The 26,464-nt window shown below is 39.0% G+C and carries 29 protein-coding genes; 14 read left to right on the forward strand and 15 right to left on the reverse strand.

Annotation, left to right across the window (positions count from 1 at the left end):
• Positions 1–33 precede the first annotated feature (33 nt).
• Together lnt and corC are read right to left on the reverse strand one after the other, a co-directional pair.
• Positions 34–1,587 (reverse strand): apolipoprotein N-acyltransferase, encoded by a 1,554-nt coding sequence (gene lnt, locus A6A20_RS04425; RefSeq protein ID WP_341670208.1) that lies wholly within the window; start codon positions 1,585–1,587, stop codon positions 34–36.
• Positions 1,587–2,495: a CNNM family magnesium/cobalt transport protein CorC gene (gene corC / locus A6A20_RS04430; protein ID WP_279572328.1), complete on the reverse strand. Its 909-nt coding sequence runs from the start codon at positions 2,493–2,495 to the stop codon at positions 1,587–1,589. Before corC ends, lnt begins: the two co-directional genes overlap by 1 nt.
• Positions 2,496–2,998: 503 nt before the next feature.
• On the opposite strand from corC, the gene A6A20_RS04435 reads away from it, so the two are divergent.
• The 9 genes from A6A20_RS04435 (at position 2,999) to nanA (ending at position 12,523) form a co-directional block, all read left to right on the forward strand.
• Positions 2,999–4,546 carry an ABC transporter substrate-binding protein gene (locus tag A6A20_RS04435; RefSeq protein WP_279573742.1) on the forward strand — a complete coding sequence of 516 codons (1,548 nt, stop codon included), beginning with the start codon at positions 2,999–3,001 and terminating at the stop codon, positions 4,544–4,546.
• A 120-nt stretch (positions 4,547–4,666) separates the two neighbouring features.
• The gene (locus tag A6A20_RS04440) at positions 4,667–5,620 is read left to right on the forward strand and encodes an ABC transporter permease (RefSeq protein WP_279572329.1); all 954 of its coding nucleotides are present in this window, start codon (positions 4,667–4,669) and stop codon (positions 5,618–5,620) included.
• Entirely contained in the window at positions 5,620–7,608 is a 1,989-nt protein-coding gene (locus A6A20_RS04445) for a dipeptide/oligopeptide/nickel ABC transporter permease/ATP-binding protein (RefSeq protein ID WP_279572330.1), read from the forward strand. The genes A6A20_RS04440 and A6A20_RS04445 overlap by 1 nt, the downstream gene beginning before the upstream one ends.
• The gene (locus A6A20_RS04450; protein WP_279572331.1) at positions 7,605–8,414 is read left to right on the forward strand and encodes an ATP-binding cassette domain-containing protein; all 810 of its coding nucleotides are present in this window, start codon (positions 7,605–7,607) and stop codon (positions 8,412–8,414) included. The genes A6A20_RS04445 and A6A20_RS04450 overlap by 4 nt, the downstream gene beginning before the upstream one ends.
• A gap of 208 nt (positions 8,415–8,622) precedes the next feature.
• The gene (locus A6A20_RS04455; RefSeq protein ID WP_279572332.1) at positions 8,623–9,309 is read left to right on the forward strand and encodes an N-acetylmannosamine-6-phosphate 2-epimerase; all 687 of its coding nucleotides are present in this window, start codon (positions 8,623–8,625) and stop codon (positions 9,307–9,309) included.
• 10 nt (positions 9,310–9,319) lie between these two features.
• Complete coding sequence (locus A6A20_RS04460) at positions 9,320–10,198, forward strand: N-acetylmannosamine kinase (RefSeq protein ID WP_279572333.1); 879 nt, start codon at positions 9,320–9,322, stop codon at positions 10,196–10,198.
• A gap of 31 nt (positions 10,199–10,229) precedes the next feature.
• Positions 10,230–10,703, forward strand: a complete 474-nt coding sequence (gene nanQ / locus A6A20_RS04465; protein WP_279572334.1) for an N-acetylneuraminate anomerase — start codon at positions 10,230–10,232, stop codon at positions 10,701–10,703.
• Between the two features lie 16 nt (positions 10,704–10,719).
• On the forward strand, positions 10,720–11,586 hold the full coding sequence (locus A6A20_RS04470; RefSeq protein WP_279572335.1) for a MurR/RpiR family transcriptional regulator: 867 nt from the start codon (positions 10,720–10,722) through the stop codon (positions 11,584–11,586).
• 58 nt (positions 11,587–11,644) lie between these two features.
• A complete protein-coding gene (nanA, locus tag A6A20_RS04475) occupies positions 11,645–12,523 on the forward strand; it encodes an N-acetylneuraminate lyase (protein ID WP_279572336.1) in 879 nt (292 codons plus the stop codon).
• A 55-nt stretch (positions 12,524–12,578) separates the two neighbouring features.
• Here the strand turns inward: nanA and artM are convergent, their stop codons facing one another.
• The 7 genes from artM to A6A20_RS04510 form a co-directional block, all read right to left on the reverse strand.
• Positions 12,579–13,265: an arginine ABC transporter permease ArtM gene (artM, locus tag A6A20_RS04480; RefSeq protein WP_279572337.1), complete on the reverse strand. Its 687-nt coding sequence runs from the start codon at positions 13,263–13,265 to the stop codon at positions 12,579–12,581.
• A complete protein-coding gene (gene artQ / locus A6A20_RS04485; protein ID WP_279572338.1) occupies positions 13,265–13,936 on the reverse strand; it encodes an arginine ABC transporter permease ArtQ in 672 nt (223 codons plus the stop codon). The genes artM and artQ overlap by 1 nt, the downstream gene beginning before the upstream one ends.
• An 18-nt stretch (positions 13,937–13,954) precedes the next feature.
• Positions 13,955–14,677, reverse strand: coding sequence for an arginine ABC transporter substrate-binding protein (locus tag A6A20_RS04490; RefSeq protein WP_279572339.1), 723 nt, complete (start codon positions 14,675–14,677; stop codon positions 13,955–13,957).
• A gap of 31 nt (positions 14,678–14,708) precedes the next feature.
• On the reverse strand, positions 14,709–15,437 hold the full coding sequence (gene artP, locus A6A20_RS04495) for an arginine ABC transporter ATP-binding protein ArtP (protein ID WP_279572340.1): 729 nt from the start codon (positions 15,435–15,437) through the stop codon (positions 14,709–14,711).
• Between the two features lie 225 nt (positions 15,438–15,662).
• The gene (lpcA, locus tag A6A20_RS04500) at positions 15,663–16,247 is read right to left on the reverse strand and encodes a D-sedoheptulose 7-phosphate isomerase (protein ID WP_279572341.1); all 585 of its coding nucleotides are present in this window, start codon (positions 16,245–16,247) and stop codon (positions 15,663–15,665) included.
• 94 nt (positions 16,248–16,341) lie between these two features.
• The gene (locus A6A20_RS04505) at positions 16,342–17,079 is read right to left on the reverse strand and encodes a 3-deoxy-D-manno-octulosonic acid kinase (protein WP_279572342.1); all 738 of its coding nucleotides are present in this window, start codon (positions 17,077–17,079) and stop codon (positions 16,342–16,344) included.
• Positions 17,080–17,094: 15 nt separating this feature from the next.
• Entirely contained in the window at positions 17,095–17,580 is a 486-nt protein-coding gene (locus A6A20_RS04510; protein ID WP_279572343.1) for an Lrp/AsnC family transcriptional regulator, read from the reverse strand.
• A 76-nt stretch (positions 17,581–17,656) separates the two neighbouring features.
• Here A6A20_RS04510 and A6A20_RS04515 point away from each other — a divergent pair, with 76 nt between their 5' ends.
• Both A6A20_RS04515 and A6A20_RS04520 read left to right on the forward strand, forming a co-directional pair.
• Complete coding sequence (locus tag A6A20_RS04515; RefSeq protein WP_279572344.1) at positions 17,657–18,265, forward strand: LysE family translocator; 609 nt, start codon at positions 17,657–17,659, stop codon at positions 18,263–18,265.
• Between the two features lie 171 nt (positions 18,266–18,436).
• Positions 18,437–19,483, forward strand: coding sequence for a glycosyltransferase family 9 protein (locus A6A20_RS04520; protein ID WP_279572345.1), 1,047 nt, complete (start codon positions 18,437–18,439; stop codon positions 19,481–19,483).
• Between the two features lie 40 nt (positions 19,484–19,523).
• Here the strand turns inward: A6A20_RS04520 and mutM are convergent, their stop codons facing one another.
• From mutM to rph, 6 genes are all read right to left on the reverse strand, one after another.
• Positions 19,524–20,336 carry a bifunctional DNA-formamidopyrimidine glycosylase/DNA-(apurinic or apyrimidinic site) lyase gene (gene mutM, locus A6A20_RS04525; RefSeq protein ID WP_279572346.1) on the reverse strand — a complete coding sequence of 271 codons (813 nt, stop codon included), beginning with the start codon at positions 20,334–20,336 and terminating at the stop codon, positions 19,524–19,526.
• A gap of 135 nt (positions 20,337–20,471) precedes the next feature.
• Positions 20,472–20,642 (reverse strand): 50S ribosomal protein L33, encoded by a 171-nt coding sequence (rpmG, locus tag A6A20_RS04530; protein ID WP_047977607.1) that lies wholly within the window; start codon positions 20,640–20,642, stop codon positions 20,472–20,474.
• Positions 20,643–20,653: 11 nt separating this feature from the next.
• Positions 20,654–20,890, reverse strand: coding sequence for a 50S ribosomal protein L28 (rpmB, locus tag A6A20_RS04535; RefSeq protein WP_078238985.1), 237 nt, complete (start codon positions 20,888–20,890; stop codon positions 20,654–20,656).
• A gap of 185 nt (positions 20,891–21,075) precedes the next feature.
• Positions 21,076–21,738 carry a RadC family protein gene (radC, locus tag A6A20_RS04540; protein ID WP_424585413.1) on the reverse strand — a complete coding sequence of 221 codons (663 nt, stop codon included), beginning with the start codon at positions 21,736–21,738 and terminating at the stop codon, positions 21,076–21,078.
• A 249-nt stretch (positions 21,739–21,987) separates the two neighbouring features.
• Positions 21,988–22,632, reverse strand: a complete 645-nt coding sequence (gene pyrE / locus A6A20_RS04545; RefSeq protein WP_279572348.1) for an orotate phosphoribosyltransferase — start codon at positions 22,630–22,632, stop codon at positions 21,988–21,990.
• Complete coding sequence (gene rph / locus A6A20_RS04550; RefSeq protein ID WP_279573743.1) at positions 22,632–23,360, reverse strand: ribonuclease PH; 729 nt, start codon at positions 23,358–23,360, stop codon at positions 22,632–22,634. The genes pyrE and rph overlap by 1 nt, the downstream gene beginning before the upstream one ends.
• 215 nt (positions 23,361–23,575) lie before the next feature.
• On the opposite strand from rph, the gene A6A20_RS04555 reads away from it, so the two are divergent.
• The 3 genes from A6A20_RS04555 (at position 23,576) to serC (ending at position 26,463) form a co-directional block, all read left to right on the forward strand.
• Complete coding sequence (locus tag A6A20_RS04555) at positions 23,576–24,439, forward strand: YicC/YloC family endoribonuclease (RefSeq protein ID WP_279572349.1); 864 nt, start codon at positions 23,576–23,578, stop codon at positions 24,437–24,439.
• A gap of 10 nt (positions 24,440–24,449) precedes the next feature.
• Positions 24,450–25,271: a CAF17-like 4Fe-4S cluster assembly/insertion protein YgfZ gene (gene ygfZ / locus A6A20_RS04560; RefSeq protein WP_279572350.1), complete on the forward strand. Its 822-nt coding sequence runs from the start codon at positions 24,450–24,452 to the stop codon at positions 25,269–25,271.
• A gap of 109 nt (positions 25,272–25,380) precedes the next feature.
• On the forward strand, positions 25,381–26,463 hold the full coding sequence (gene serC / locus A6A20_RS04565) for a 3-phosphoserine/phosphohydroxythreonine transaminase (RefSeq protein WP_279572351.1): 1,083 nt from the start codon (positions 25,381–25,383) through the stop codon (positions 26,461–26,463).
• The last annotated feature ends 1 nt before the right edge of the window (position 26,464 follow it).

Raw genomic sequence — 26,464 nt, forward strand, 5'->3', positions numbered from 1 at the left:
TATTGCCCTAAGACCATTGATATTAATAAATTTTTATCTAATTTTATGATTAATTGAGTTCTTTATCTTTCTCTCTACCAACCACCCAATCCCCCAACTCACTAATATCAAAAACGACAAAATATACAACGGTTTATTGCCAAATAGGGCGTAAGGTGTTGTGCCTGTTACGGGGGAAAGTTTTTGGGTTAGGGTGGTTTGTTTAAATTGTGGGGCTTGGGCGATAATTTTACCTTGTGCATTAATAAATGCGGTTATGCCTGTATTAGTTGCTCGGATAACGGGTTTTCCCAATTCTAAGGCTCGCATTCTTGCCATTTGTAGGTGTTGCCAAGGTCCGATAGAGTTGCCAAACCAAGCATCATTTGAAATAGTGAGGATAAAATCAGTATTCTTCTTAAGGTTTTGTCTTACTTGTTCACCTAAAATAATTTCGTAACAAATTGCTGGGGTGAAATAAAAGCCTTTACTGGATAAAGGAGATTGTAGCCTGTCGCCTGCTTGAAAAGCTGACATTGGTAAATTAAATATTGTGCCTAATGGACGCAATAATTGTTCTAGCGGTACATATTCGCCGAAAGGCACGAGATGATGTTTATTATAGCGATTGGGATTATTATCAAGCTGATAAGGCTGTTGTGCATTTGCCAATACAATCATTGAATTAAATAATTTACCGATAGCCCTATCGGCATAAACCGTTCCGATAATAATTTCTGTGCCTTTAGCTTGGGCTGTTTGTTGTAATTCCATAAGCAAAGGAGCGATATTATTTTCAGTAATAGGAAATGCAGATTCTGGCAAAATGATTAAATCAGATTTGCCAAGATGTTGATAAATTTGTTGCCAATAAATATCTAGGGTATTTTGTAAATGTTGCGGATCCCATTTGAGATTTTGTTCAATGTTACCTTGTGCCAAGGTAATGGTTAAGGCTCGTTCAGTTTGCGGTTGCGTATAGGTTTTATAACTCGCTAAATAACTTAATCCAGCCACTACAAGTAACATAAGGCTATGACTGACAATAAGGTTGATTGAGCGTGGTGATTTGAACAAGGCAAAAAGTAGGCTCGCGATGACCGCACTTGCCCACATGGTAAAAAAGGTAAGCCCTGTTACACCAAAAAGAGGCGCAAGCCCCGCAAAAGGGCTATCTATTTGACTGTAACCAAATTGTAACCAAGGGAAACCTGTCAATAGCCAACCACGCAAAAACTCGGTAAATGTCCATATTACTGGGAACATTGCCAGTTTTTCAATATGAAAACGGCGAATGAGATAAGTGAATAATACAGGGTAAAGGGCGAGGTAAGCGGAAAGAATAACCACGAATAAATAACTTACAATAAGCGATGCTCCGCCAAATTGGTGAATACTCACATGTAGCCAGTTTACGCCTAAGCTAAAAAAACTCAATCCCCAACAAAAGGTTGCCCAAAGTGCGGTCTTTTTTTGCGGAATTTTTGCTACCAAAAGTAAGCCAATTAAAGAAATATAAGCAAATCCCCATAGATCAAAAGGGGAAAACGCTAAAACACCTGATGCACCTGTTAAAAGTGCGGTCAAATAATAAAAAATATTTTTCATTATTCTTCGCCTGTTGTTTCTTTTATTTTATCCATTTCAGCCAATTGTTGATCAGGAATTGTTACACGCAATTGGATAATACGGCGACTATCCGCAGAGGTAACTTTAAAATTAATATTATCTAAGCAGATTTCTTCGCCCTTGACAGGTAAGTAACCAAAGGCTTGCATTACTAATCCGCCAATGGTATCCACTTCTTCATCGGCAAAATGGGTGGCAAATTGTTGGTTAAAATCTTCAATATCCGTTAATGCTCGTACCGCGTAGCTATGGCGTGATAATTGGCGAATATCCGCAACATCTTCTTCATCAAATTCATCTTCAATATCGCCAACAATTTGCTCTAAAATATCTTCAATAGTCACAACACCAGATATGCCACCAAACTCGTCCACTACGATTGCCATATGAAAGCGTTCAGCACGAAAATCCTTTAACATACGATCAACACGTTTACTTTCTGGTACAATCACTGCTGGACGTAATAGACTTTTAAGATTAAATTCCTCCGCATTAGAACGCAAAAATTTTAATAAATCTTTGGCGAGTAATAGACCTTCTACGTTATCTCGTTCATCACTAACCACAGGAAAACGAGAATGGGCGGAGTCAATAATAATATCAAGACAAGAATCAAGATCTTGATCTGATTTAATAAACACAATTTGTGAGCGAGGGATCATAATATCTCGTACACGCAATTCGGCAATTTCAATGACCCCTTCGATCATTTCGCGGGTATTTTGATCGATTAATTCATTTTGTTCTGAATCCCGTATGACTTCCACGAGATCTTTACGATCTTTTAGTTCACCTTGGAAAAAGCGACTGAATAGGGTTTGAAAAAAACTTTTCTTACTCTGATTTTCTGCCTGATTCGGCGACTGTGCTGGTTCTTCGTTTTGCATAATATTCAATATTATTTTCACATTAATTAACAGCTTGAAAGCTATCACATTTTTTATAACAGATCTAGTTTTTCTCAAGATAAAGGTCAGAAAGATAAAAAGTGCGGTGGGAAAATGAAATATTTTTAGGATATTGTCAGATAAGTCGGCTATTTGTGATTAAGATCACAAATGTGAATTATTCTGTTGAAGTTTGATTGACCTGTTATCTTGTCATGGTTATGATAATAAAAAATCATTTTATTTTAAATTTTGTAGTTTTACTTCATTTTTAAATAAATGATGAACCATAAGTGTTTAAATCAGCTATGGGCAAACTAGTTATCATATTAGTACCACAGTTGAGTTAAGCAGTTATCCCTAAAAACTGTAAAAATTCAATTGGAATGAGTTATACCACTGAAAAGCAGTTATTCACCTCTGTTAATTAGGAGTTAAATATGACTAAAAATCTCTTTTCACAAGATATTAACCATGTACAAAACAAGTCCCGTCGCCACTTTATGAAAATTGTTGCTGGTGTCGGTGCAGGTCTTGCATTTAGTGGTAGTTTAGGGACATTTACCCCTAACGCTATTGCCGCAAGTATAAAAGGAAAAACCATTGAAGCTGGTATTGCTTATCCACTTTCAACGGGGTTTGATCCACTTACTGCAAGTGGGGCATCTTCTTATGCGGCAAACTTACATATTTTTGAAGGTTTAGTCGATCTCCACCCTGCTACCCGCAAACCATACCTCGCACTTGCAGCCAAAGAACCTGAACAGGTTGATGATTTAACTTGGCGTATTGTCTTACGTGATGGTGCAACTTTCCATGATGGTTCTCCAGTAACCACTGAAGATGTGGTGTATTCCTTTGAGCGTGTATTAGATCCTGAGAAAAAATCTCTATTTGCGATGTTTATTCCATTTATCGCAAAAGTCAGTGCGTTAGATGATAAAACCGTTGAATTTAAGCTCAAATATCCATTTGCTTTATTTACCCAGCGTTTAACCATTGTCAAAATCGTGCCTAAACATATTGTAGAAAAAGGACAATCACAATTTGATGCGAACCCTGTTGGTTCAGGTCCATTCAAATTTGTTTCTGCCGTAAAAGACGACAAAATCGTGTTTGAAGCCTATGAAGCATATAATGGTCAATATCCTGCTCAAGTGGAAAAAATGTCTTGGCTGTTGTTATCTGATGCCGCTGCTCGAGTAACCGCACAAGAATCTAAACGTACTCAAGCAATGGAATCTGTACCATACATTGATATTGCCCGCTTGAAAAATAGAAAACAAACGGTGGAATCAGTGCAATCTTTCGGTTTACTGTTCTTAATGTTTAACTGTGAAAAAGCACCGTTTAATAACCCTAAAGTACGTCAGGCCTTACACTTCGGTATAGATACCGATAAATTAATTGATATTGTCTTTGATGGTAATGCGGAGGCTGCTAGTTCTTATGTGCAAACTACGCACCCTGACTATGTTAAAGCCACCTCACAATATCCTTATGATGTGAAAAAAGCCGAAGCATTACTCAAAGAGGCGGGTGTAACACAATTACATTTCCAAGTTTTAGCCACCGATCACGACTGGGTAAAAGAAAGTGCTCCATTAATTCTTGAGGCATGGAATAAGATCCCGGGTGTAAAAGTAACGCTACAACATTTGCAATCTGGGGCGTTATATAACAATCACGTTGATCCCGGTACTTATGAAGTCGCCATTGCCCCGGGTGATCCTTCCGTATTTGGTAATGACTTAGATCTCTTATTAAGCTGGTGGTATCGTGGTGATGTATGGCCAAAACGCCGTTTCCGTTGGGCGGATACACCAGAATTTGCTCAAGTGCAAGCCTTACTTGATGAAGCTGCCAAAGCGAAAGATCATAACGAAGCAAGAAAAGCCTGGACGAATGCAATTAATATTATTGCTGAACAAGTACCGCTTTATCCAATTGTGCATCGTAAACTTCCGTCAGCTTGGGATAGTAACGCTTTGGAAAATTATCAACCATTACCGACTACTGGGGTTTCTTTCCTTGGTGTTGGTCGTAAATAATGGCATAGCAAAGGGCGTAAAATTACGCCCTTTATTCATCAACATAACAATTTAAATAATACTTTTACTTTTCTAGTGGTTCAACGTTGAAACTTTCTAGGGTTATAGGAGAAAAAAAGAATGGAGATTATCCTTCGGTTGCTGTTACGCCGTTTAATGGCTCTGCCCGTTATGATTATTGGGGTAACTGCACTTGTGTTTGTTGTTTTACAATTTACCCCCGGCGATCCTGCAACGGTCGCACTTGGTGAAAGTGCTAGTGAAGCAGCGAAAGAATTATATCGAGAAAGCCGCGGATTAAACGATCCTTTGTTAGTACAATATTTTCGTTTCTTAGGCAATTTATTGGTGCTGGATTTTGGTATGACTATGCCACCAGAACTACCTATTAGTTCAATGATTGCTAAAGCCTTTCCTATTACCTTACAACTTACCTTTATTGGCGTAATTTTTGCCGCAATTGTTTCTTTTTCTCTCGGAGTATTAGCCGCACTTTATCGTGATCGCTGGGTAGATCAGGTAATCCGTTTAATTTCTGTTGCTGCCGTTGCCACCCCATCTTTCTGGCTAGGGATTCTTTTAATTCAATGGTTTTCTTTAGAATTAGCTTGGTTACCTTCTGGTGGTTATATTCCGTTAAGTGAGAGTGTCAATGGTTATATTCAATCAATGATTTTACCTTCTTTAGCCCTAGCTGTACCTGTTTGTGCCTCTTTAATTCGTGTTGTACGCACAACCATGGTAGAAGAAATGGATAAGGATTATGTGCGTACCGCCATTGGTAATGGTGTTCCTTATGCTACCGTTATTCGCCACAATGTTTTACGCAATGCTTTGATTACGCCAGTTACCGTTCTCGGTCTGCGTGTAGGTTATCTACTTGGTGGTGCGGTGGTTATTGAGCAAATTTTTGACTTACCCGGCATGGGAAAATTGATCTTTAACGGTATTGTGAATCATGATTTAAATTTGGTACAGGGCGTGGTATTAACCATTGCTTTCACCTTTGTCGTGGTCAATATTATTGTGGATATTTTATATTTATTAATTAACCCTAAAATTCGGAGTCTATAATGTTTCGACAAGGTTTAGCAAAACGTTTAGCCGCCAGCGGTGCAAGATTCCAAGCACTTTCTGGGGCATCAAAAATCTCGCTGATTTTCCTATTATTTGTGGCATTAGTGGCTATCTTCGCACCGCTTATTGCTACCTATGATCCGCTTTCTTCTATCGCACGTATGCGTCCACCAAGTGAAGAATTTTTGTTTGGTACAGATCGACTAGGACGTGATATTTTTTCTCGTATTGTTTATGGTGCAAGAACCTCGCTATTTATCGGTTTAGGTGCGGTGGGTTGTGCCATTATTTTTGGTAGTATTTTAGGGGCAACTGCGGCAACCGCAGATAAATGGGGCAATGAAATCATTATGCGTCTTATGGATATTTTAATGGCGTTCCCCGGCATTGCATTAGCTGCTGTATTGTTAGCAACATTTGGTAACTCAGTCCCTGTCATTATTATTACCATTGCCATTGTTTATACCCCTCAATTAGCACGAGTTGTGCGTGCCAACGTGGTTTCTCAATGGGACGAAGATTATGTGCGTGCTGAACGTGTGATTGGTGGCAGTAGAACCTATATTTTGTTAAAACACGTTGTTCGCAACACTGCCGCACCTGTACTTGTTTTTGCAACAGTAATGGTGGCTGATGCTATCGTTTTTGAGGCATCACTTTCTTTCTTAGGTGCTGGCGTTCAACCGCCTTACCCTTCATGGGGCAATATCTTATCAGAAGGGCGTAATATCGTGCTTAATGGTGCTTGGTGGGCAACAACCTTTGCCGGATTGATGATTTTATTAACGGTATTATCGCTAAATATCCTAGCGGAAGGTTTAACCGATGCTTTAGTAAATCCGAAATTAAAAGGCAGTAAAAAATCAACCAATAAACCTGAAGAACGTTTAAGTACCGATGTACAAGAGGCATTGGCTGAAAGTTTAGCCCTCAAACGTTATCTATTAAAATTACATGAAAAAGAACAGAGCCGTACCGATCGTATGCAAATTAATCCCAATGCCAAACCGATCTTACAGGTTAAAAATCTGTCTATCCGTTTCCCAAATCGTTATGGCGAAACCCCATTAGTGGATAATATCAGCTTTACTGTCCATGAGGGGGAAACGATGGGATTAGTGGGCGAATCGGGTTGTGGAAAATCCATTACCGCTTTCTCTATTATGGGATTATTACCGAAAACAGCAAAAATCACTGGGGAAATCTTATTTACTGACCGCAGTGGTACACAACATAATTTATTAAATTCTAATGAATTAAATAGATTGCGTGGTAATGAAATTTCTATGATTTATCAAGATGCTTTAAGTGCATTAAATCCTTCAATGCGGATTAAGGATCAAATGAACCAATTAATTAAGCGTGGTAGCAAGCATACGGCTGAAACGCTATTGAAATGGGTGCATTTAGATCCTGAAAAAGTCTTGATGCGTTATCCTCACGAATTATCTGGCGGACAACGTCAACGTGTTGTCATTGCCATGGCATTAACGCGTGAACCAAAACTCTTAATTGCTGATGAACCTACTACCGCCTTAGATGTAACGGTTCAAGCGGAAGTAGTAAAATTACTCAATGAATTGCGTGATAAACTGGGCTTTGCCATGGTATTTGTTAGCCACGATTTAGCCTTAGTAGCACAAATCGCTCATCATATTACGGTAATGTATGCTGGACAAGTGGTAGAAACCGCCCCAACCTCATCATTGCTTTCTCAACCAACGCATGAATATACGCGTGGCTTATTAGGCTCGGTGCTTTCAACAGAATCTCGTGCCGAACGTTTATACCAAATCCCGGGCAGTGTGCCTTCCCCTTATGACTTTGCCAAAGGCGATCGCTTTGCTAGCCGTTCATTGCGTCCAAATGCCGATCCAAATCAACGCTTAGTGCTTACCCCTGTTGAAGGTGATCCTCAACATTTATGGGCATCACATTTAACCGATAAAACAGCACAATCCGCCACTCAAGGAGAATCCGCATGAGCAGTATTAAAGTATTAAAACAACAAAATATTATTGATTTAGAAAATATTGTGGTGCAATTTCCTTCACGCGATGGATCCTTATTTAGACGTAAAAAATTTACTGCGGTCAATAATATCAGTTTAGGTATTCGGGCAGGGGAAACCATTGGCTTAGTCGGCGAATCAGGTTGTGGCAAATCCACTCTTGCCAATGTGATTATCGGTTTACAAAAACCAACTAGCGGCGTTGTTAAGTTTAATGGGTTGGAAATGCAATATGGCAGTGCCGAGGCACGCCGCCAATTTGGTCGCCAAGTATCGGTAATATTCCAAGATCCTGCCACAGCGTTAAACCCTCGTATGCGAGTGTTAGATATTTTGCGAGATCCCCTTGATATTCACAATGTGCTAAAACCTCATGAACGAGAAAAGCGAGTTTACGAATTGCTTTCTCGTGTAGGCTTACCACGTTCAGCGGCTTTAGTAGAACCTACACGTTTATCAGGTGGGCAAAAACAACGGGTTGCTATTGCTCGAGCATTAGCTCTAAATCCGAAACTAATCGTGGCTGATGAACCGACTTCGGCGTTAGATGTTTCTGTTCGTGCCCAAGTGCTAAACCTTTTGGCGGATTTAAAGAAAGAATTAAATCTCGCAATGGTATTTATTTCCCATGATATTCAAACGGTTCGGCAAGTGTCTGATCGGATTGTGGTCATGTTTGCGGGGCAAATTATGGAGCAAGGCACAACTCAAGCAATTTTTGATAATCCGAATATTGACTATACCAAAAAATTGTTAGGGGCAGCGCCGTCGTTACTTTAATTTAGTAAATATATTGATTTCCTTATCTTTGCCCAGTAAGGAAATCATTTAAAAACTGACCGCACTTTAAGTGCCGTTAAAGTTAAGAGCGAAAAAAATAACGAAAAAGCTCAAAATAATGTAATTTCACTTGTCTTTTCAGCGTAACATATTATGCTAAGCACATTGAAATTTATCTTCATTCAGATAAAAGATTATTGGAGTTAAAATGTCAAAATTACCCCATACACAAATCTTGGCAAGTTTAGATAAACAGCTTATTGCCTCTTGCCAACCGGTGGACGATGGTCCAATGGATCACCCCCATATCGTTGCGGCAATGGCTCAAGCCTCAATCATTGGTGGCGCAGGCGGTATCCGTATTGAGGGCGTAGAAAATTTAAAAGCCACTCGCCCTGTTGTTAATGCCCCTATTATTGGTTTAGTAAAACGTGATTTAGCCGATAGCCCTATTCGCATTACCCCTTTCTTACAAGACGTTGAAGATTTAGCTTATGCTGGGGCAGATATTATTGCTTTTGACGGCACAAATCGTGTACGCCCTGTGAGCATTGAAGATACCGTTAAGCGAATCAAAGAATTAGGTTGCTTAGCCATGGCGGATTGTTCCACCCTAGAAGAAGGGCTATATTGCCAAAGCCTAGGCGTTGAAATTATTGGTAGCACAATGTCTGGCTATACAGGTGGTCCTATTCCTGCTGAACCCGATTATCAATTAGTCAAAGATCTTAAACAGGCAGGTTGCTGGGTTATGGCAGAAGGTCGTTATAACAGCCCTGAATTAGCCAAAATCGCCATTGAAATTGGTGCTAATGCAGTTACCGTAGGTTCTGCATTAACCCGTTTAGAGCATATTGTGAGTTGGTTCACTCAAGCGGTGAAATCGGCGAAATAAGGAGAGGAATATGCGTTGTTTAGCATTAGATATTGGTGGCACAAAAATTGCCTCTGCATTGGTAATAAATGGACAACTTGAACAACGTCAACAAATTGCAACGCCACAAGCCGATGCTGCTAATGCGATGCACCAAGCCTTAGGGCAACTGATAGCGGATTATCAAGGGCAATTTGATTATGTTGCGGTTGCCTCTACAGGAATTATCAATCAAGGTATTCTGACCGCATTAAACCCTAAAAATTTAGGTGGTCTTGCCGAGTTTCCCCTTAAACAAAGTATTGCACAATATACTGATAAACCCATTGGGCTATTAAACGATGTCCAAGCCGCCGCTTGTGCAGAATATAGTCAACAAGATCCTGCTAAGGTTCAGAATTTTGTCTTTATTACCGTTTCTACTGGGGTAGGTGGTGGCATTATTTTGCAAGGGGAACTACTGACCGAACCTCATGGTATTGCGGGGCATATTGGACATAGCCTTGCTGATCCTAATGGTCCTCTCTGTGGTTGTGGACGGCGTGGCTGTGTAGAAGCCATTGCCGCTGGGCGAGCCATTGAGGCAGCCGCAAGTGGCTGGGAAATACCTTGTACCCCAAAACAGGTTTTTGAGTTATTTAGAAAAAAAGATCCAAAAGCCACCGCACTTGTACAACGCTCAGCTCAAGCTATCGCCAATTTAATCGCTGACTTAAAAATTAGCTTAGATATTCAAAAAGTAGTGCTTGGTGGCAGTGTTGGTTTAGCAGAGGGGTATTTACCCTTAGTAGAACAATACCTCAAACAATTACCTGACCTTTATCATTGTGCTATTGATTTGGCACATTATGCTGGCGATGCTGGGTTAATTGGGGCGGCTTATTGGGTTAAACAACATATTACAAAGTAAATTTTATTTTACTGTAATTAAGGAAAAAATGATGTTTATTGGTGATTTAAATCGAGATGATTTTAAACGTGGATTACCACGCATTATCGTAGAAATTTGTGAACAATTACAGCAAATGGACTTAAACCAACTTAGCGAGGGGCGGCACGAATTAAGCGATGAAATCTATATGAATGTACAATGTTTGCAAACGGAAGCACCGCAACTACGCAAAGCGGAGTTTCATCGTAACTATATTGATATTCAGCTACTGATTAGTGGGCAAGAAAGTATGCAATATAGCCTTGCTATGCCAAAAGAGGAAGATTATACCCCTTATAATGAACAAGATGATTACCAACTGAGTTTAACTCATTACATTGAGCAAGCGAACACGCTAACCTTGCAACCTAACCAATTTGTGGTCTATTTACCTTTTGAGGTACATAAGCCTTGTTGTCATCTTGGTGAGCAAAGTGTTGATATCAAAAAATTAGTGGTTAAAGTACCTATTCAACTTTTATAAACCTGAGGAGATGATTATGTCCACCAATGGCAAGATTCTTGATACGATCGGGGCATTACATAACAGCTTAACCAAAACCGAAAAACGTATTGCCGAAACCATTTTATTATCGCCACAATTATTAAACCAATGTTCATTGTCGGAAATTGCACAACAGCTTGATGTGGGCGAGGCAACCTTTATCCGTTTTTGTCGTACACTAGGTTTTAAAGGATTTACCGATTTTAAATTGGAACTTGCCATTGAACTTGCTACCAAGGATAAACAAGATCATTCGCTACTGGAAACGGATATTTCTGCGGAAGACAGTGCGGAAAATATTGCGGCAAAACTGCAAACCACCATGAAAAAAGTGATTGATGAAACTATCAATCTCTTGGATTTTAAAGAGTTAGACAAAGTGGTTTATATATTACGCAAAGCAAATCGTATTTTTCTCTTTGGTGTAGGTTCATCAGGCATTACCGCAGAAGATGCCAAAAACAAATTTATGCGTATCGGTTTACAAGTTGATGCGGTAACCAATAATCATTTTATGTATATGCAAGCGGCATTAATGAAAAAAGGCGATGTTGTGCTTGGCATTAGCCATTCAGGCGCATCAAAAGAAACCACCCAAGCCTTAAAAATTGCCCAAAAAAATGGGGCATTAACCGTTGCTATTACCCATAATCTTCGTTCGCCCATTACCCAAGTGGCAAACTATGTATTAATTAACGGCAATCGCCAAGGACAATTACAAGGCGACTCCATTGGTACCAAAATCGCCCAATTATTTGTGCTTGATTTAATTTATACCCTGATTGTACAAGCAGAAGAAGAAACCGCCACCAAAACCAAGCAAAAAACGGTGAATGTGATTTTAGAACAACGTATTAAATAGCCTGATGTCTTTGCCATAAGGCTAAACCTATAAAATAACCGATTAAGGAGAACATTTAATGAAAAAATTAACAGGTATCTTCAGTGCATTATTAGTGTCATTTAATGAAGATGGTTCAATTAACGAAACGGGCTTACGTCAAATTATCCGCCATAACATTGATAAAATGGGGGTTGACGGCTTATATGTGGGCGGTAGCACAGGCGAAAACTTTATGCTTTCTACCGAAGAAAAGAAACAAATCTTCCGCATTGCCAAAGATGAAGTCAAAGATCAAGTGGCACTTATTGCACAAGTCGGTAGTGTTAATCTTCAAGAGGCGGTAGAACTGGGTAAATATGCCACTGAACTTGGTTATGATAGCCTTTCTGCGGTAACCCCTTTCTATTACAAATTTAATTTTGCTGAAATTAAACATTATTACGAAACCATTATTGCCGAAACAGGTAATAATATGATTATCTATTCCATTCCATTCTTAACTGGCGTAAATATGGGCATTGAGCAATTTGGTGAGCTTTATCAAAATCCAAAAGTATTGGGTGTTAAATTTACTGCTGGCGATTTTTATTTATTAGAACGTTTGAAAAAGGCTTATCCAAACCATTTAATTTGGGCTGGCTTTGATGAAATGATGTTGCCAGCGGTGGCTTTAGGGGTTGATGGAGCTATTGGTAGTACCTTTAATATTAATGGGGTACGAGCTCGTCAAATCTTTGATTTAACGCGTGCAGGTAAATTAGAAGAGGCATTAGCGGTACAACATACCACTAACGATTTAATTGAGGGGATTTTAGCTAATGGCTTATACCTTACCATTAAAGAAATTCTAAAACTACAAGGGGTTGAAGCAGGTTATTGTCGTGAACCAATGACCGCCAAAGCTACCGAGGCTCAAAGAGAAAAAGCGAAACAATTACAGCAAAAATTTTTATAAAAAGCACCGCACTTATTTAAACAATAGCAATCTGCACCCTTGGGTGCAGATTTTTTTAACTGGCTTTTTCCGTTTCCAAACGTTCAAAGGACAACACTTTGCGTTCTAATTGACGTAACAATAAGGTGGCAATACCTGTGATAACTAAATAAATTGCCCCCGCAATGCCGTAAATCGTCAAAGCGTCATATTCTGTACCATATAGCTGACGAGCATAGCCCATAATATCCATAATAGTAATGGTAGAGGCTAAAGACGTTCCTTTAAAAACCAAAATGATTTCGTTGCTATAAGAGGGTAATGCTCGTTTTAACGCATAAGGAATTAATATCTTTAATGTTTGTAGTCTTGTTAAACCTAATGCGGCACAGCTTTCCCATTGCCCTTTAGGGATTGCTTTAACTGCCCCATGGAACAATAAAGTAGAATAAGCGGCACTATTTAACGCCAGTGCTAACATTGCACAGAACCAAGCGTTGGATAACAAATGCCAAGCGATACTGTTAGTGATCCATTCAAATTGTCCGGGTCCGCTGTAAATAAGAAAAAATTGCACCAATAATGGCGTCCCCGTAAATAAGGTGAGATAGCCATTAACCAACAATTTCGCCCATTTATTGCCTAAAGCAAGCACAAAGGTTAAAGCGATTGCGATAAAAAATGCGATCACTAACGAAACAAGGGTCAATAATAAACTGGTAGGAATACCTTGAGCAATAACATAGAAATATTCTGTTACCATTATTTCACACCTCGCTCAAAACGGGTAAATCGCATTGCCAATTTACGAATACCCACTTGACTTATCATCGTAATCATTAAATACACTAAGGCGGCAATGCCAAACCAAGTAAAAGGTTGATGTGTATTGGTATTGATTAATTCTGCTTGGCGTAATAAATCATCAACCCCAATCAGCGATACCAAGGCGGTATCCTTTAATAACACTAACCATTGGTTAGCCAATCCTGGCAAAGCGTGTCGCCATACTTGTGGCAAAATAATACGGATAAAGGTTTGGGCTCGGCTTAATCCTAAAGCCGCACCAGATTCCCATTGTCCCACTGAAATGGCTTGAATAGCCCCTCGCAATGATTGCGAGGCATAGGCAGCAAAAATAATGGACAACGCCACCACACCACAGCTAAAGGCACTAAATTCAATATATTCGCCAGTGATTGCTTCTAGTAATTCTGTTGAGCCGAAATAAATTAAGAAAACCACCAAAATCTCAGGCAAGCCACGAATTAAGGCAATGGCAATACTGGTTGGTTGACGAATACAAGTGATCTTACTGGTTTCCAGCACTACAAATAGCATAGAAAGCAACAAACCAACCAACAAAGAACAAACCGCTAACCCCAGCGTAATCAGAGTAGCGGCATAAATTAAAGATAAATAATCAAAAAACATAATTAATTAGTAGGATAATTATTCACCAGACATCCATTTATCATAAATTTGCTGATATTCGCCATTGGCTTTGATTGCGGCAAGTCCTTGATTTAACTGCTCAAGTAAATCTTTATTACTTTTATTCACTGCAATCCCTAAACCATTACCAAAATATTTTGGATTTGTAACTTTTTCACCCACAAAAGCCAAACTGTCATCGGTTTTTAACCATTCCGCTAACACCGCAGTATCGCCAAAAATAATATCAATACGTCCATTTTTTAGATCTAATACGGCATTTTGTAATGACGCATAAGGTTTCGGGCTATATTGTTTTGCCTCTGCCACCACATATTGTTGGAAAGTTGTTCCATTTTGTACCCCAACATTTTTAGCATTGGTTAAATCGGCTTTGCCTTTCACCGCAATAAAACTGGCTGAACTATCATAATAGGGATCAGTAAAACTCACTTGTTTAGCACGAGCCTCAGTAATATCCATAGCGGAAATAGCGGCATCAATACGTTTAGAACGTACCGCTTGGATTAAGGTATCAAAAGACAGGGATTCAAATTTGCAATTTGCCTGAATTTGCTGACAAATGGCATTAGCAATATCAACGTCAAATCCTACAATTTCGCCTTTTTCATTGGTATTTTCAAATGGCGGATAACTTGGTTCCATAGCAAAAGTAATATCTTGGGCTTGTACCGCCAAGGTTGAGCCAGCCAATAAGGCGGCAATAAGTAATTTTTTCATATTTTTCTCCTAACTAGAATGTTGTGTTAAATTAATGGGATAAATATTGTTTAAATTGTTCAGTTTGTGGTTGATTAAAACAGCTTGCATCACCAATTTCAATAATACGCCCTTGCTCCATATACACCACTTTAGTTGCCACTTTTTTCGCCACATTGACTTCGTGCGTTACAATCACTTGGGTAATCCCTGTTTGTTGCAACTCTTGAATAATGGATACAATTTGAGCGGTAATTTCAGGATCTAATGCTGCCGTAGGTTCATCAAATAATAAAACCTGCGGTTTCATCATCAAAGCACGAGCAATGGCAACCCGTTGTTGTTGTCCGCCTGATAGGTGTAATGGAAAGCGATCAGCAAAATTGTCTAAACGTAAGCGTTGTAATAGTTTTTCCGCTTGTTGTTTCGCTTCTTTTTCATTCATTCCCAATACTTTCATCGGTGCTTCAATTAAATTCTGCATAATGGTTAAATGCGGCCAAAGATTATATTGTTGAAACACCATACCTACTTCTTGGCGTAATTGGCGAATTTTTTTCGGATCCATTTTGGTTGCCAAATCAAATTGGCTATTAGCAATAGACAAAACGCCTGAACGAGGCACTTCTAACAGGTTCAGGGTACGAATTAAAGTGCTTTTTCCTGCCCCACTTGGTCCAAGCAAAACCACTGTATCCCCTTGTTCTGCACTGAGATTAATATCAAACAATGCCTGCGAGTTGCCATAAAAAAAATTGAGATTTTTTACATCAATAGTCATATTAATATTCTTTAGATTAGCAAGCTAAAATTGCAATAAATATTAATATTAAATGAATAATTATGCAATCATTTTCCTTAGAGAAAAATATCCTCGTTTTAATTTATAGTTGTTTCAATTTAAAATGAGACAAGGTGCTATGCCAAAGACAGTACAAAAATACGGCAAGGCGTGCTAATGCCGTATTATTGTAGCGTAAATTTGAATTGAATAAATAAGGTTAGATTATTGCTGTTTCGCCATTTCAAATTCAATTAACATCATCAAAATATGAATAACTTTAATATGTACCTCTTGAATACGATCCGCATAACGAAAATGCGGTACACGAATTTCTACATCAGCCAAGCCAGCCATTTGTCCGCCGTCTTTACCTGTCAAGGCAATGACTTTCATTCCTTTTTGTTTTGCCACAGTAATGGCATTTAACACATTTTTTGAGTTACCTGAGGTTGAAATGCCAAATAATACATCACCCGCTTTCCCCACGCCCTCTACATAACGAGAAAAAACATAATCATAGCCAAAATCGTTACTTACACAGCTCAAATGGCTCACATCTGAAATAGCAATGGCAGGATAAGCCGGGCGATTTTCACGATAACGTCCCGTTAATTCTTCGGCAAAGTGCATCGCATCACAATGAGATCCGCCATTACCGCAAGATAACACCTTGCCCCCTTGTTTAAAACTCTCCGCAATTAATAATGCCGCTTGTTGGATTAAAGCAATATTGTTTTCATCATTGACAAATTCAGCTAAGACTTGCTGTGCCTCAAGCAATTCATTTTTTATTTGTTGTAAGTACATAATTTCTCCTTTTATTCTGGCATAGTCGTTTTAATTTAAAATAGAACAACACTAATGAAATAGTGCCGTTACTATAACATAATTTCATAACAAACTATGGAAAATTATGCTCCGTATAATAGCCCTCCAGCAAGGCTTGCCAATTTTCATACTGAAATTGAATATTCATTCGTTTCACTTCTTTTTCAAAGGAACGTAATAGGCGAGCTAAATTGGCTTTTTTCCAAACATTGCCTGATTGTTCAGCACATTTATCAAAATCAATTAGCCAAAATTTTAGCCCGTTTTCCCTTTGTTGACATAAAATATTGTGTGCATTTAAATCCGTATGACATACTTGTAAGTAATGTAACTGGCTAATTAATTTGCCAATTTGTTGCCAATATTGATTATCCAATGGCTTGGCTTGCAAAAGTGCGGTCAGATCCTGAGCATTTTCTATTTTTTCACAAAGAAGATCAGCTCTATACCAACGAGAAGAAGGCTTTATTACTCTTGCACCAATGGGTTTAGGAACATTCAAACCTGCTTGATGCAAACGCCGTAATAAATGAAATTCTGCAAAACTACGGCTTTGATTGATATGGATAAAACGGTAGCGATCACGATTAATCTTGCCGATTAAACCACCTCGGTAATAATGGCGTAAGGCACAATTTACACCAAATAAATCATTAGTTTGCAAAAAATAGGTTGTTCCTCGCCCTTGGGCTTGCCCAATAATCCTTGCTTGTTGTTGCCAATATAACGGATCAAAAAATAACTGTTGATCGGGTAAGGATTGGTTAAAATTAAACAAAAAATATTGGTTCTTTTCTTGTTGTTGCTGCATAAAATTATCCTTGTACTATAATGGCAAACAGCGATTTGATAACACCTCTTTCATCACTAAAGTAGAACTTAGCCTTGCCACATAGGGCAAACTGGATAAACGGCGATCATAAAGCTGTTGATAACTGGCAAGATCCTTGGTTACGATATGTAACATATAATCAGGATCACCAAATAACCGTTGAGCTTGGGTAATTTCAGCAATCTCCACTACCGCTTGCTCAAAAGCCGTTACACTTTGATGATTACAATCTTTTAAAGTGATAAACAAAATGGCAGTAAAATTCAATCCTACTTTAATGGGATCAATATGGGCTTGATAATGACTAATGATTTTTTGTTCTTCAAGGGCTTTTACTCGCCGTTGACAAGGGGACAAACTAATGCCTATTTTTTCACTTAATTCAGTGAGAGAAATTCGTCCATTTTGTTGCAATTCCGCAATAATTTTTTTATCTATTCTATCCATACGCAATATTCTTGCAAAAATAATGCTAATCATATTAAAAATCGCAAAGTTTTTCTAGCCAAATCTTTTTATCATATAACCATCTTTACTAGGATAAAAAGGTGCTATTATGTCAGAACAAATGCTCTTCGCCTATTGGCTACTTTCACTCTCTATTACTATTATCCCCGGGGCGGATTGGGCATATATTATGTCTGCAGGAATAAAACATCGTGTTAGTGCAGCATTGGGGGGAATGTTATTAGGTTATTGTTCCATTATTCTTGCGGTAGCGGCGGGTGTTGGTGGACTTATGGCGAGTTATCCTCGTTTATTATTGGCTTTAACGCTAGTGGGAGCTATTTATTTATTTTGGCTCGGTATAAACGCCCTACGCCACCCTGCAAGCCTTGATGAACAAACACAAAGTTCATTGAACAAATGGACAAATTGGTGTTTAAAAGGTATCGCTGTCAGTGGCTTAAATCCTAAAGTATTATTAACCTTTCTCGCCTTACTTCCTCAATTTATCAGTTTACAATCTGATTGGTCTGCCAGCACGCAAATCCTTTTATTAGGCTTATTGCATATTACTAATTGTGCATTGATTTATCCTTTAGTTGGTTTGGGAACAGGGGCATTATTACGGCAAAAACCACAACTCACCTGCTGGGTCAGCCGTTTTTCAGGCTTCGCAATGATCAGTATTGCTATTGGCTTATTTAGTCAATTTATTTAGCCCTAAAAAGTGCGGTCAATTTTATCTTTAAAATAAGACAGGGCGTACCAACGCTGTATTATTTTAAAGTGGGCGACAATAAGTATCATTTCAATATGGAACGTCTATCTCTTTTAATCCCAATGCTTTCTCTCTATAATAAGGCGATTTAACCAGAAAATAGAGATAAATATGCCGCTTTTTAATCAAGCCCCGAAGGCTTTATGTATTTTGCGTTTATCCGCCATTGGCGATGTTTGCCAAGCACTTGCCGTTGTGCAACAAATTCAACGATATTGGCCGAAAACTCAATTAACTTGGATTGTAGGTAAAACGGAAATGCAACTACTTGAGGGATTAGCTGGGGTTGAGTTGGTTTGCTATGATAAAAAAACAGGCTGGAAAGGGCTATTTGCCTTGTGGCGACAACTCAAAAACCGCCAATTTGATGCCTTATTAAATATGCAAACAGCGTTGCGAGCTTCTATGATCTCTTGGGGTATTAAGGCTAAATATAAAATCGGTTTTAGCCCTAAACGGGCAAGAGAGGGGCAATGGTTATTTACTAATCGGCAAATTAATGAGCCTGATAATCCGCACGTTCTCGCAGGCTTTATGGCATTTGCTCATTATTTAGGTATTCCCCCTTTTACTCCCCATTGGCAACTGCCTCTTTCAGCACAAGATAAGCAAGCCATTATGCCTTTTCTTGATCCTCAACGCAAAAACCTGCTTATTTCGCCTTGTTCTAGCAAGGTAGAAAAAGATTGGTTAGTGGAAAATTATGCACAAGTAGCTAACTGGGCGAATCAACAAAATATCAACGTGATTTTATCAGCATCAAGTGCTGAACGAGAACAAAAAATGGTGGAAAAAATCACCGCACTTTGTGAATTTAAACCAATAAACTTAGCTGGCAAAACCACATTAAAGCAGCTCGCTGCTTTAATTGGCAATGTAGATTTAGTGCTATCGCCTGATTCCGCCGCAGCGCATCTTGCTTCTATTCAAGGCACAAAAGTGATTGGCTTATATGCTTACCATAATCCCCTACGCACAGGGCCTTACAATCATCTTAATAATGTCATTTCAGTGTATCAGCAAAATTTGCAACAACAATTTGCCTTACCTGCCGAGCAACTACCTTGGGCGACAAAACTCAAAGGCAAGCATTTAATGGCACAAATTTCACCAAATGAGGTTATAAAAGCCGTTGCCAAACAGCTCGCCATAAGCTAAAAATTTTGCCAAAAAGCACCGCACTTCACACAGGATTAGGCTATTTTTGCTGACAAATCGGACAACAAAAACTATTACGTTGCCCAATAACTAAACTTTCAATAGGGTGTCCACATTGCACACAAGGCTGATCCTTACGCCCATAAACCAACAACTCTTGAGCAAAATAGCCCGGTCTTCCGTCAGGACGCAAAAAATCTTTTAATGTCGTACCGCCTTGTGCAATCGCCGTATGTAATACCTGCTTAATAATATCAACCAAGTGTTCACATTGCTGTTGGCTTAACTTACCTACGGATTTAAGGGGGTGAATTCCCGCTAAAAAAAGACTTTCATTCGCATAAATATTGCCTACACCAACCACCACCGCATTATCCATTAAAAAGGTTTTTACTGCCGTTTGTTTCTGGCGAGCTTTGTTAAACAAATAATCGCCATTAAAAGCATCGCTCAAAGGTTCAGGGCCAAGTTTACGAAAAAGCGGAAAAGTAGCAAGATCATCACACCATAACCAAGCACCAAATCGGCGCGGATCGTTATAACGCAAAATTTTGCCATTATTTAACCACATATCAAGATGATCATGTTTTTCCACAGGGCTTTGCTGATCCACAATACGCAATGTACCAGACATACCAAGATGCCCAATAATAAAGCCTTGCTCAAGATGAATGATCAAATATTTCGCTCGTCTTGAAAGTGCGGTCACTTTTTGCTGAGAAAGTTGGCTAATCTCAGGGCTTACCGCCCAACGCAATTTCGCTTGCCTTACAACAATTTTTTCTATTATCGCCCCCTGCAAATAAGGAGCAATACCATTTTTGGTGGTTTCTACTTCTGGTAATTCAGGCATGATAACCTCATAATACAGCGGTTTTATTGTTGTTATACATTAAAATAAAGCAAGCCAATGCTACATTATTTCAAAATGGAACAACGATAAAAAAACCCGAACATTGTTCGGGCTTTTAACAAAGGAATACTAAAATTATTTGATTTTAGCTTCTTTATAAATAACGTGTTTACGCACTACTGGATCAAATTTTTTGATTTCCATTTTTTCAGGCATATTACGTTTATTTTTGGTTGTAGTATAAAAATGACCGGTTTCTGCACTAGAAACTAAACGGATTTTTTCACGAGCACCTTTAGCTGCCATTTGTTAGCTCCTTAGATTTTCTCGCCACGGGCACGGATGTCAGCTAACACTGCATCAATCCCTTTTTTATCAATAATACGCATACCTTTCGCTGTTAAGCGTAAAGTTACGAAACGTTTTTCACTTTCAACCCAAAAACGGTGGGTATGTAAGTTAGGAAGAAAACGACGACGAGTCGCATTCATAGCGTGTGAGCGGTTGTTACCAACGGCTGGACGCTTGCCTGTTACTTGACAGACTCTAGACATGTTTATTCTCCAATAATTAATTAAGCTCGAGCTTACGGTTCGGATTACTCAATATTCTAGTTAAAACCGAGATCCTTGAGCTACCTCGTCAGGTATCTAACCCGACCCGCATAGTATATTAAAGGTCGTGAATTATACTTATTTTATTCGTGATTCTCAAGTAAAAAACACATTTTCCGTAAAAATCATAGCCAATTTTGCTCAGCAAAGGAAAAATAAGTGCCTTTACCAATAATAAAATGATCTAAAACTCGAATTTCCATTAACTCACAGGCTTGTTTAATTTGCTCAGTCATCTGTTTATCTTGTGGACTTGGGGTTGCAACACCCGAAGGGTGATTATGTGCCAAAATAATCGCTGCTGCATTATAGGCTAAAGCAGTTTTGATAATCTCTCTAGGGTACACATTGGCTTGATTTATTGTACCTAAGAAAAGTGTCTCTTGTTTAATTAAACGATGTTGATTATCAAGTAACAATACCAAAAAGATTTCTCGTTCTTGCGGTTCTAATTCCGTTTGCAAATATAATTTTGTGGCTTCAATATTATGAAATTGATGTGCCATAAATAATTGTTGCGAAAGATAGCGTTTCGTCATTTCTGTACAGGCTTTTAGCTGAATAAATTGGGTTATACCAATACCTTTAACGGCACAAAAATCCTCTGCATTGGCATTCATCAATGCTCGTAACGAACCAAAATGTTGTAAGACTTGTTGGGATAGATCAATAACAGGACAATTTTTAATTCCTGTTCGCAAAAAAATCGCCAAAAGTTCATAATCTTGCAAAGCACTTGCACCTAATTTTAATAATTTTTCTCGAGGCATTAACGATGATTCGGTCATAGACATGTTTTCACGATAATAAGCATTTTCTTATCATCTAAGAAAAACCAAGTAAAACCAAATAGAAATCTAAATTTAGGTAAAAAGTTGGAATAAAGATCGCAAAATCAAGTTATTTTCAATGCCTTTTTGAATAAATTTGAACTAAAGTGCGGTAAGTTCCGGGGATTATTTTTCCTGTTCCTCCAACTTCACTAACCGAAAAAAATCCCAAAACCCACCGCACTTTGACCAAATATCAATGATTTGTTAATTTACCCCGTATTGTTGACGATATTGCTGCATTGTAGTTAAGTGTTGCTGATAATCAGGGTGTTTAGCGATAAAATCAATTAAGTCGTCCACATCAATAATAGAAAATACTTGGCATTGATAATCTCGTTCTACTTCTTGAATGGCGGATAACTCCCCTTGTCCTTTTTCTTTACGGTTTAGGGCAATAAACACGGCGGATAATTGAGCTTGATGTTGTTGGATTAAGGTCATTACTTCACGAATTGCAGTGCCAGCGGTAATCACATCATCAACTAATAGCACCTTACCTTGTAATGAACTGCCAATTAACTGCCCGCCCTCGCCATGATCCTTGATTTCTTTACGATTAAAGCAAACAGGAATTTCAAGCTGATATTGTTTGGCTAAGGCAATGGCGACGGTTGTGGCAATGGGTATGCCTTTATAAGCTGGACCAAAAATAATGTCAAAATCCACCGCACTTTGTTGAATGGCTTGGGCATAAAATTCGCCGAGTTTGGCTAAATCCGCCCCTGTATTAAACAAGCCTGCATTAAAAAAATAGGGACTTTTACGCCCAGATTTTAGGGTAAATTCGCCAAAGCGTAACACTTGGCGAGAGAGGGCAAATTCAATAAATTGTTGTTTGTAATCCTGCATTATTTTTCCTCGTGTTGAGCTAAGGCTTGGCGCTGTGCTTGGAACAGGGTTTCACAACCTTGTTTGGCTAAATCTAATAAAGTTAATAATTGTTGATGGCTAAAAGGTTCGCCTTCGGCAGTACCTTGTACCTCAATCATTCTACCGTCCTCCAACATTACCACATTCATATCAGTTTCCGCGGCGGAATCTTCCACATATTCTAAATCGCAAACTTCCTCGCCATTGACAATGCCTACGGAAATCGCAGCCACTAAACCTTTAATGGGATTGGTGGTTAATACCCCTTCGGCGATTAATTTGTTAATGGCATCGATTAAGGCAACACAAGCCCCTGTAATCGCCGCAGTGCGTGTACCGCCGTCTGCTTGGATAACATCGCAATCTAAGGTAATGGAACGCTCGCCAAGAGCATTTAAGTCTATCATTGCTCGTAAAGAACGGGCGATCAAACGTTGAATTTCCATAGTACGCCCACTTTGTTTTCCTTTGGCTGCCTCACGTTGCATTCTGCTGTGAGTAGAGCGAGGTAACATACCATATTCAGCAGTTACCCAACCTTGCCCTTGTCCTTTTAAAAAGCGAGGCACTGAGTCATCAACTGAGGCGGTACATAACACTTTGGTTTCGCCAAATTCTACCAACACTGAGCCTTCGGCGTGTTTGGTATAATGACGTGTTAATTTTATAGGACGAGGTTGGTGGGCTAAACGGTTTTGTGGACGCATAATATTTCCTTGTTTGCTATATTGCTTTAACCGATAAACACTGTCGTTCCACTTTAAATTAAAACGACGATAAATACCGATTAATGCGTAAAAAGATTTGCCATATTCTAGCACGCGGTGCAATTTATGGGTAGAATGAACAATCAATTTCCGCTTTTGTAAGCAACCTTAAACAGAATTGACAATATTACATTGAACAACGCAAGGACATTAAAATGATTTATAGTATGACCGCTTTCGCACGTTACGAGTTAAAACAGGACTGGGGAACAGCTATTTGGGAAGTTCGCTCGGTTAATCAACGTTATTTAGAAACTGTTTTCCGCTTGCCTGAGCAATTTCGTGGTTTAGAGAATACCTTGCGTGAAAAATTACGGCAGCGATTAACTCGTGGTAAAGTGGAATGTAGCTTACGTTTTGAGGCGGAACAAAAGCATCAGACCGAATTGCGACTTAATACCGAGTTTGCACAAAGTGTGATTAAGTCTTTACAATGGTTAAAACAGCAAGCTGGCGAGGGCGATATTAATCTCACCGAATTATTACGTTACCCCGGTGTCGTGGCAATGCCTGAACAAAATGTTGATCAGATTAGTCAGGATTTACTTAGTGCATTTGATCAACTGTTAGGGGAGTTTATTGCAATGCGAGGGCGCGAGGGCGAAAAATTAGCTCAAGTGATTCAACAGCGTTTAGATTTGATTGATGTTGAAGTGGCAAAAGTGCGGTCAAAAATGCCAGAAATTTTACAATGGCAACGTGAACGTTTATTACAACGTTTTGCCGATGCGCAATTACAAGCCGATCCTAGCCGCTTAGAACAGGAATTAGTGTTATTAGCACAACGCATTGACGTAGCGGAAGAATTAGATCGTTTACAAATGCACCTAAAAGAAACCCACAATATTTTACGCAAAGGTGGGGCTGTCGGACGAAAATTGGATTTTATGATGCAAGAGCTTAATCGTGAGTCCAATACCTTAGCGTCTAAATCCATTAATGCTGAGGTAACCAATTCCGCAGTGGAATTAAAGGTATTGATTGAGCAAATGCGAGAGCAAGTGCAGAATTTAGAATAAGGGAAAGCAGATGTTAATTGAGTTAAGCCATTATATAATTATTGATATTCAAGGCGAGGACAGTCGCAAATATTTGCAAGGACAGCTGACCTGCGATATAGAGCAACTTGCCATTGGCAATTCTACCCTAACGGCACATTGTGATCCTAAGGGCAAAGTGCAATCTCTGTTTCGTTTAGTGGCGGTTGCAGAACAGCATTTTTATGCCATTATTGATCGCTGTTTATTGCCGAGTGCGTTAGAAGCATTAAAAAAATATGCAGTGTTTTCTAAGGTGAGTTTTCAACTGCTTGAGACACAAATTATCGGAGTAATTGGGCAATCTTTGCAAGCGGATTATGTGCTTACTCTTGCCGACCAACGCCAACTCGCCATTAATTTATCGCCCCAAACTATTGCTTTTGACGGACAACTTGCCCATTGGCAAATCGCAGATATTCAAGCAGGATTACCAAGTTTAACCACACAAACGCAACTTGAATTTTTACCGCAAGCCTTAAATTTACAAGCCATTGAGCAAGCCATTTCATTCCAAAAAGGGTGCTATATTGGGCAAGAAATGGTGGCAAGGGCAAAATATCGTGGTGCGAATAAACGGGCGATGTTGAGTTTTTATGCTCAAACGCAGGCTTGCCCTGCCATTGGTTCTGAACTAGAAATGGATTTAGGGGAAAGTTGGCGAGCCACTGGGGTTGTGATAAGTGCGGTCAATTTTGCAGGAGATTTATATTTACAAGCAGTGTTGAATAATCAGTTAGATCCTGAAACAGCTTTTCGTTTACCACAGGATCATAGCCCATTAACCCGATTACCTTTGCCCTATGAAATATAGTCGCTCCCACTTTAAAGTGAAACGACCATAAAAATAGGAAAAAACATTGCACGCAAGCAAGGGTAATGATAAAACTAACAAATCTTTTTTATTATAGGAAGTAGTCATTATGTCAGAAGTTTTTAATTTTAGTGCAGGCCCAGCAATGATGCCTAAAGCTGTATTACAACAAGCACAACAAGAATTGTTAAATTGGCAAGGGCAAGGCACCTCAGTAATGGAAGTGAGCCATCGTGGTCAATATTTTATGGCATTGGCTCGCCAATCGGAACAAGATTTACGTCAACTTTATCAAATCCCTGATAACTATAAGATTTTATTTTTACAAGGCGGTGCAAGAGGGCAATTTGCCGCCATTCCGATGAATTTAATCGGTTGTCGTGGTAAAAATAAAGCCCTTTACCTTAATAGTGGGCATTGGTCAGCCACCGCCGCCAAAGAGGCTCGCCTTTTTGCTGATATTGATGAAGTGAGTATTGTGAACGAGCAATTAGCCATTACTCAGTTAGATTTTAGCCAAGTAGCGGATCAATATGATTATGTGCATTATTGCCCAAATGAAACCATTAGTGGTGTGGAAATTTTCGCTATTCCTGAAGTTGGCAATGCAGTATTGGTGGCGGATATGTCTTCTAATATTCTTTCTCGTCAAATTGATATTAGCCGTTTTGGTATTATTTATGCAGGGGCACAAAAAAACCTCGGACCTGCAGGCATTACCTTAGTGATCATTCGTGAAGATTTAATTGGCAAAGCTGCAACAACCACACCAACTATTTGGAATTATGCGGTACAAGCGAATGCGGACTCAATGATCAATACACCGCCTACCTTTGCTTGGTATCTTTGTTCTTTAGTATTTAAATATATGTTGCAACAAGGTGGTTTATCCGTTTATGAGCAGCGTAATGCGGAAAAAGCCAAACGCCTCTATGATTACATTGATAACAGCAAGTTATATCGCAATGTGGTGGCAAAGGCTAACCGTTCAACCATGAATGTGACTTTTGTAACAGGCAATCCAGAATTAGACGCACAATTTGTTGCCGAAGCCACTGCCGCAGGTTTGCAGGCGTTAAAAGGGCATAAGGTATTAGGGGGGATGCGTGCCTCAATTTATAATGCGATGCCAATAGAGGGCGTTGAGGCGTTAATCCGCTTTATGCAACAATTTGAACAACAACATAGTTAAT

Source organism: Volucribacter amazonae (genome assembly GCF_029783845.1).
In the GTDB taxonomy this organism is placed as follows: domain Bacteria; phylum Pseudomonadota; class Gammaproteobacteria; order Enterobacterales; family Pasteurellaceae; genus Volucribacter; species Volucribacter amazonae.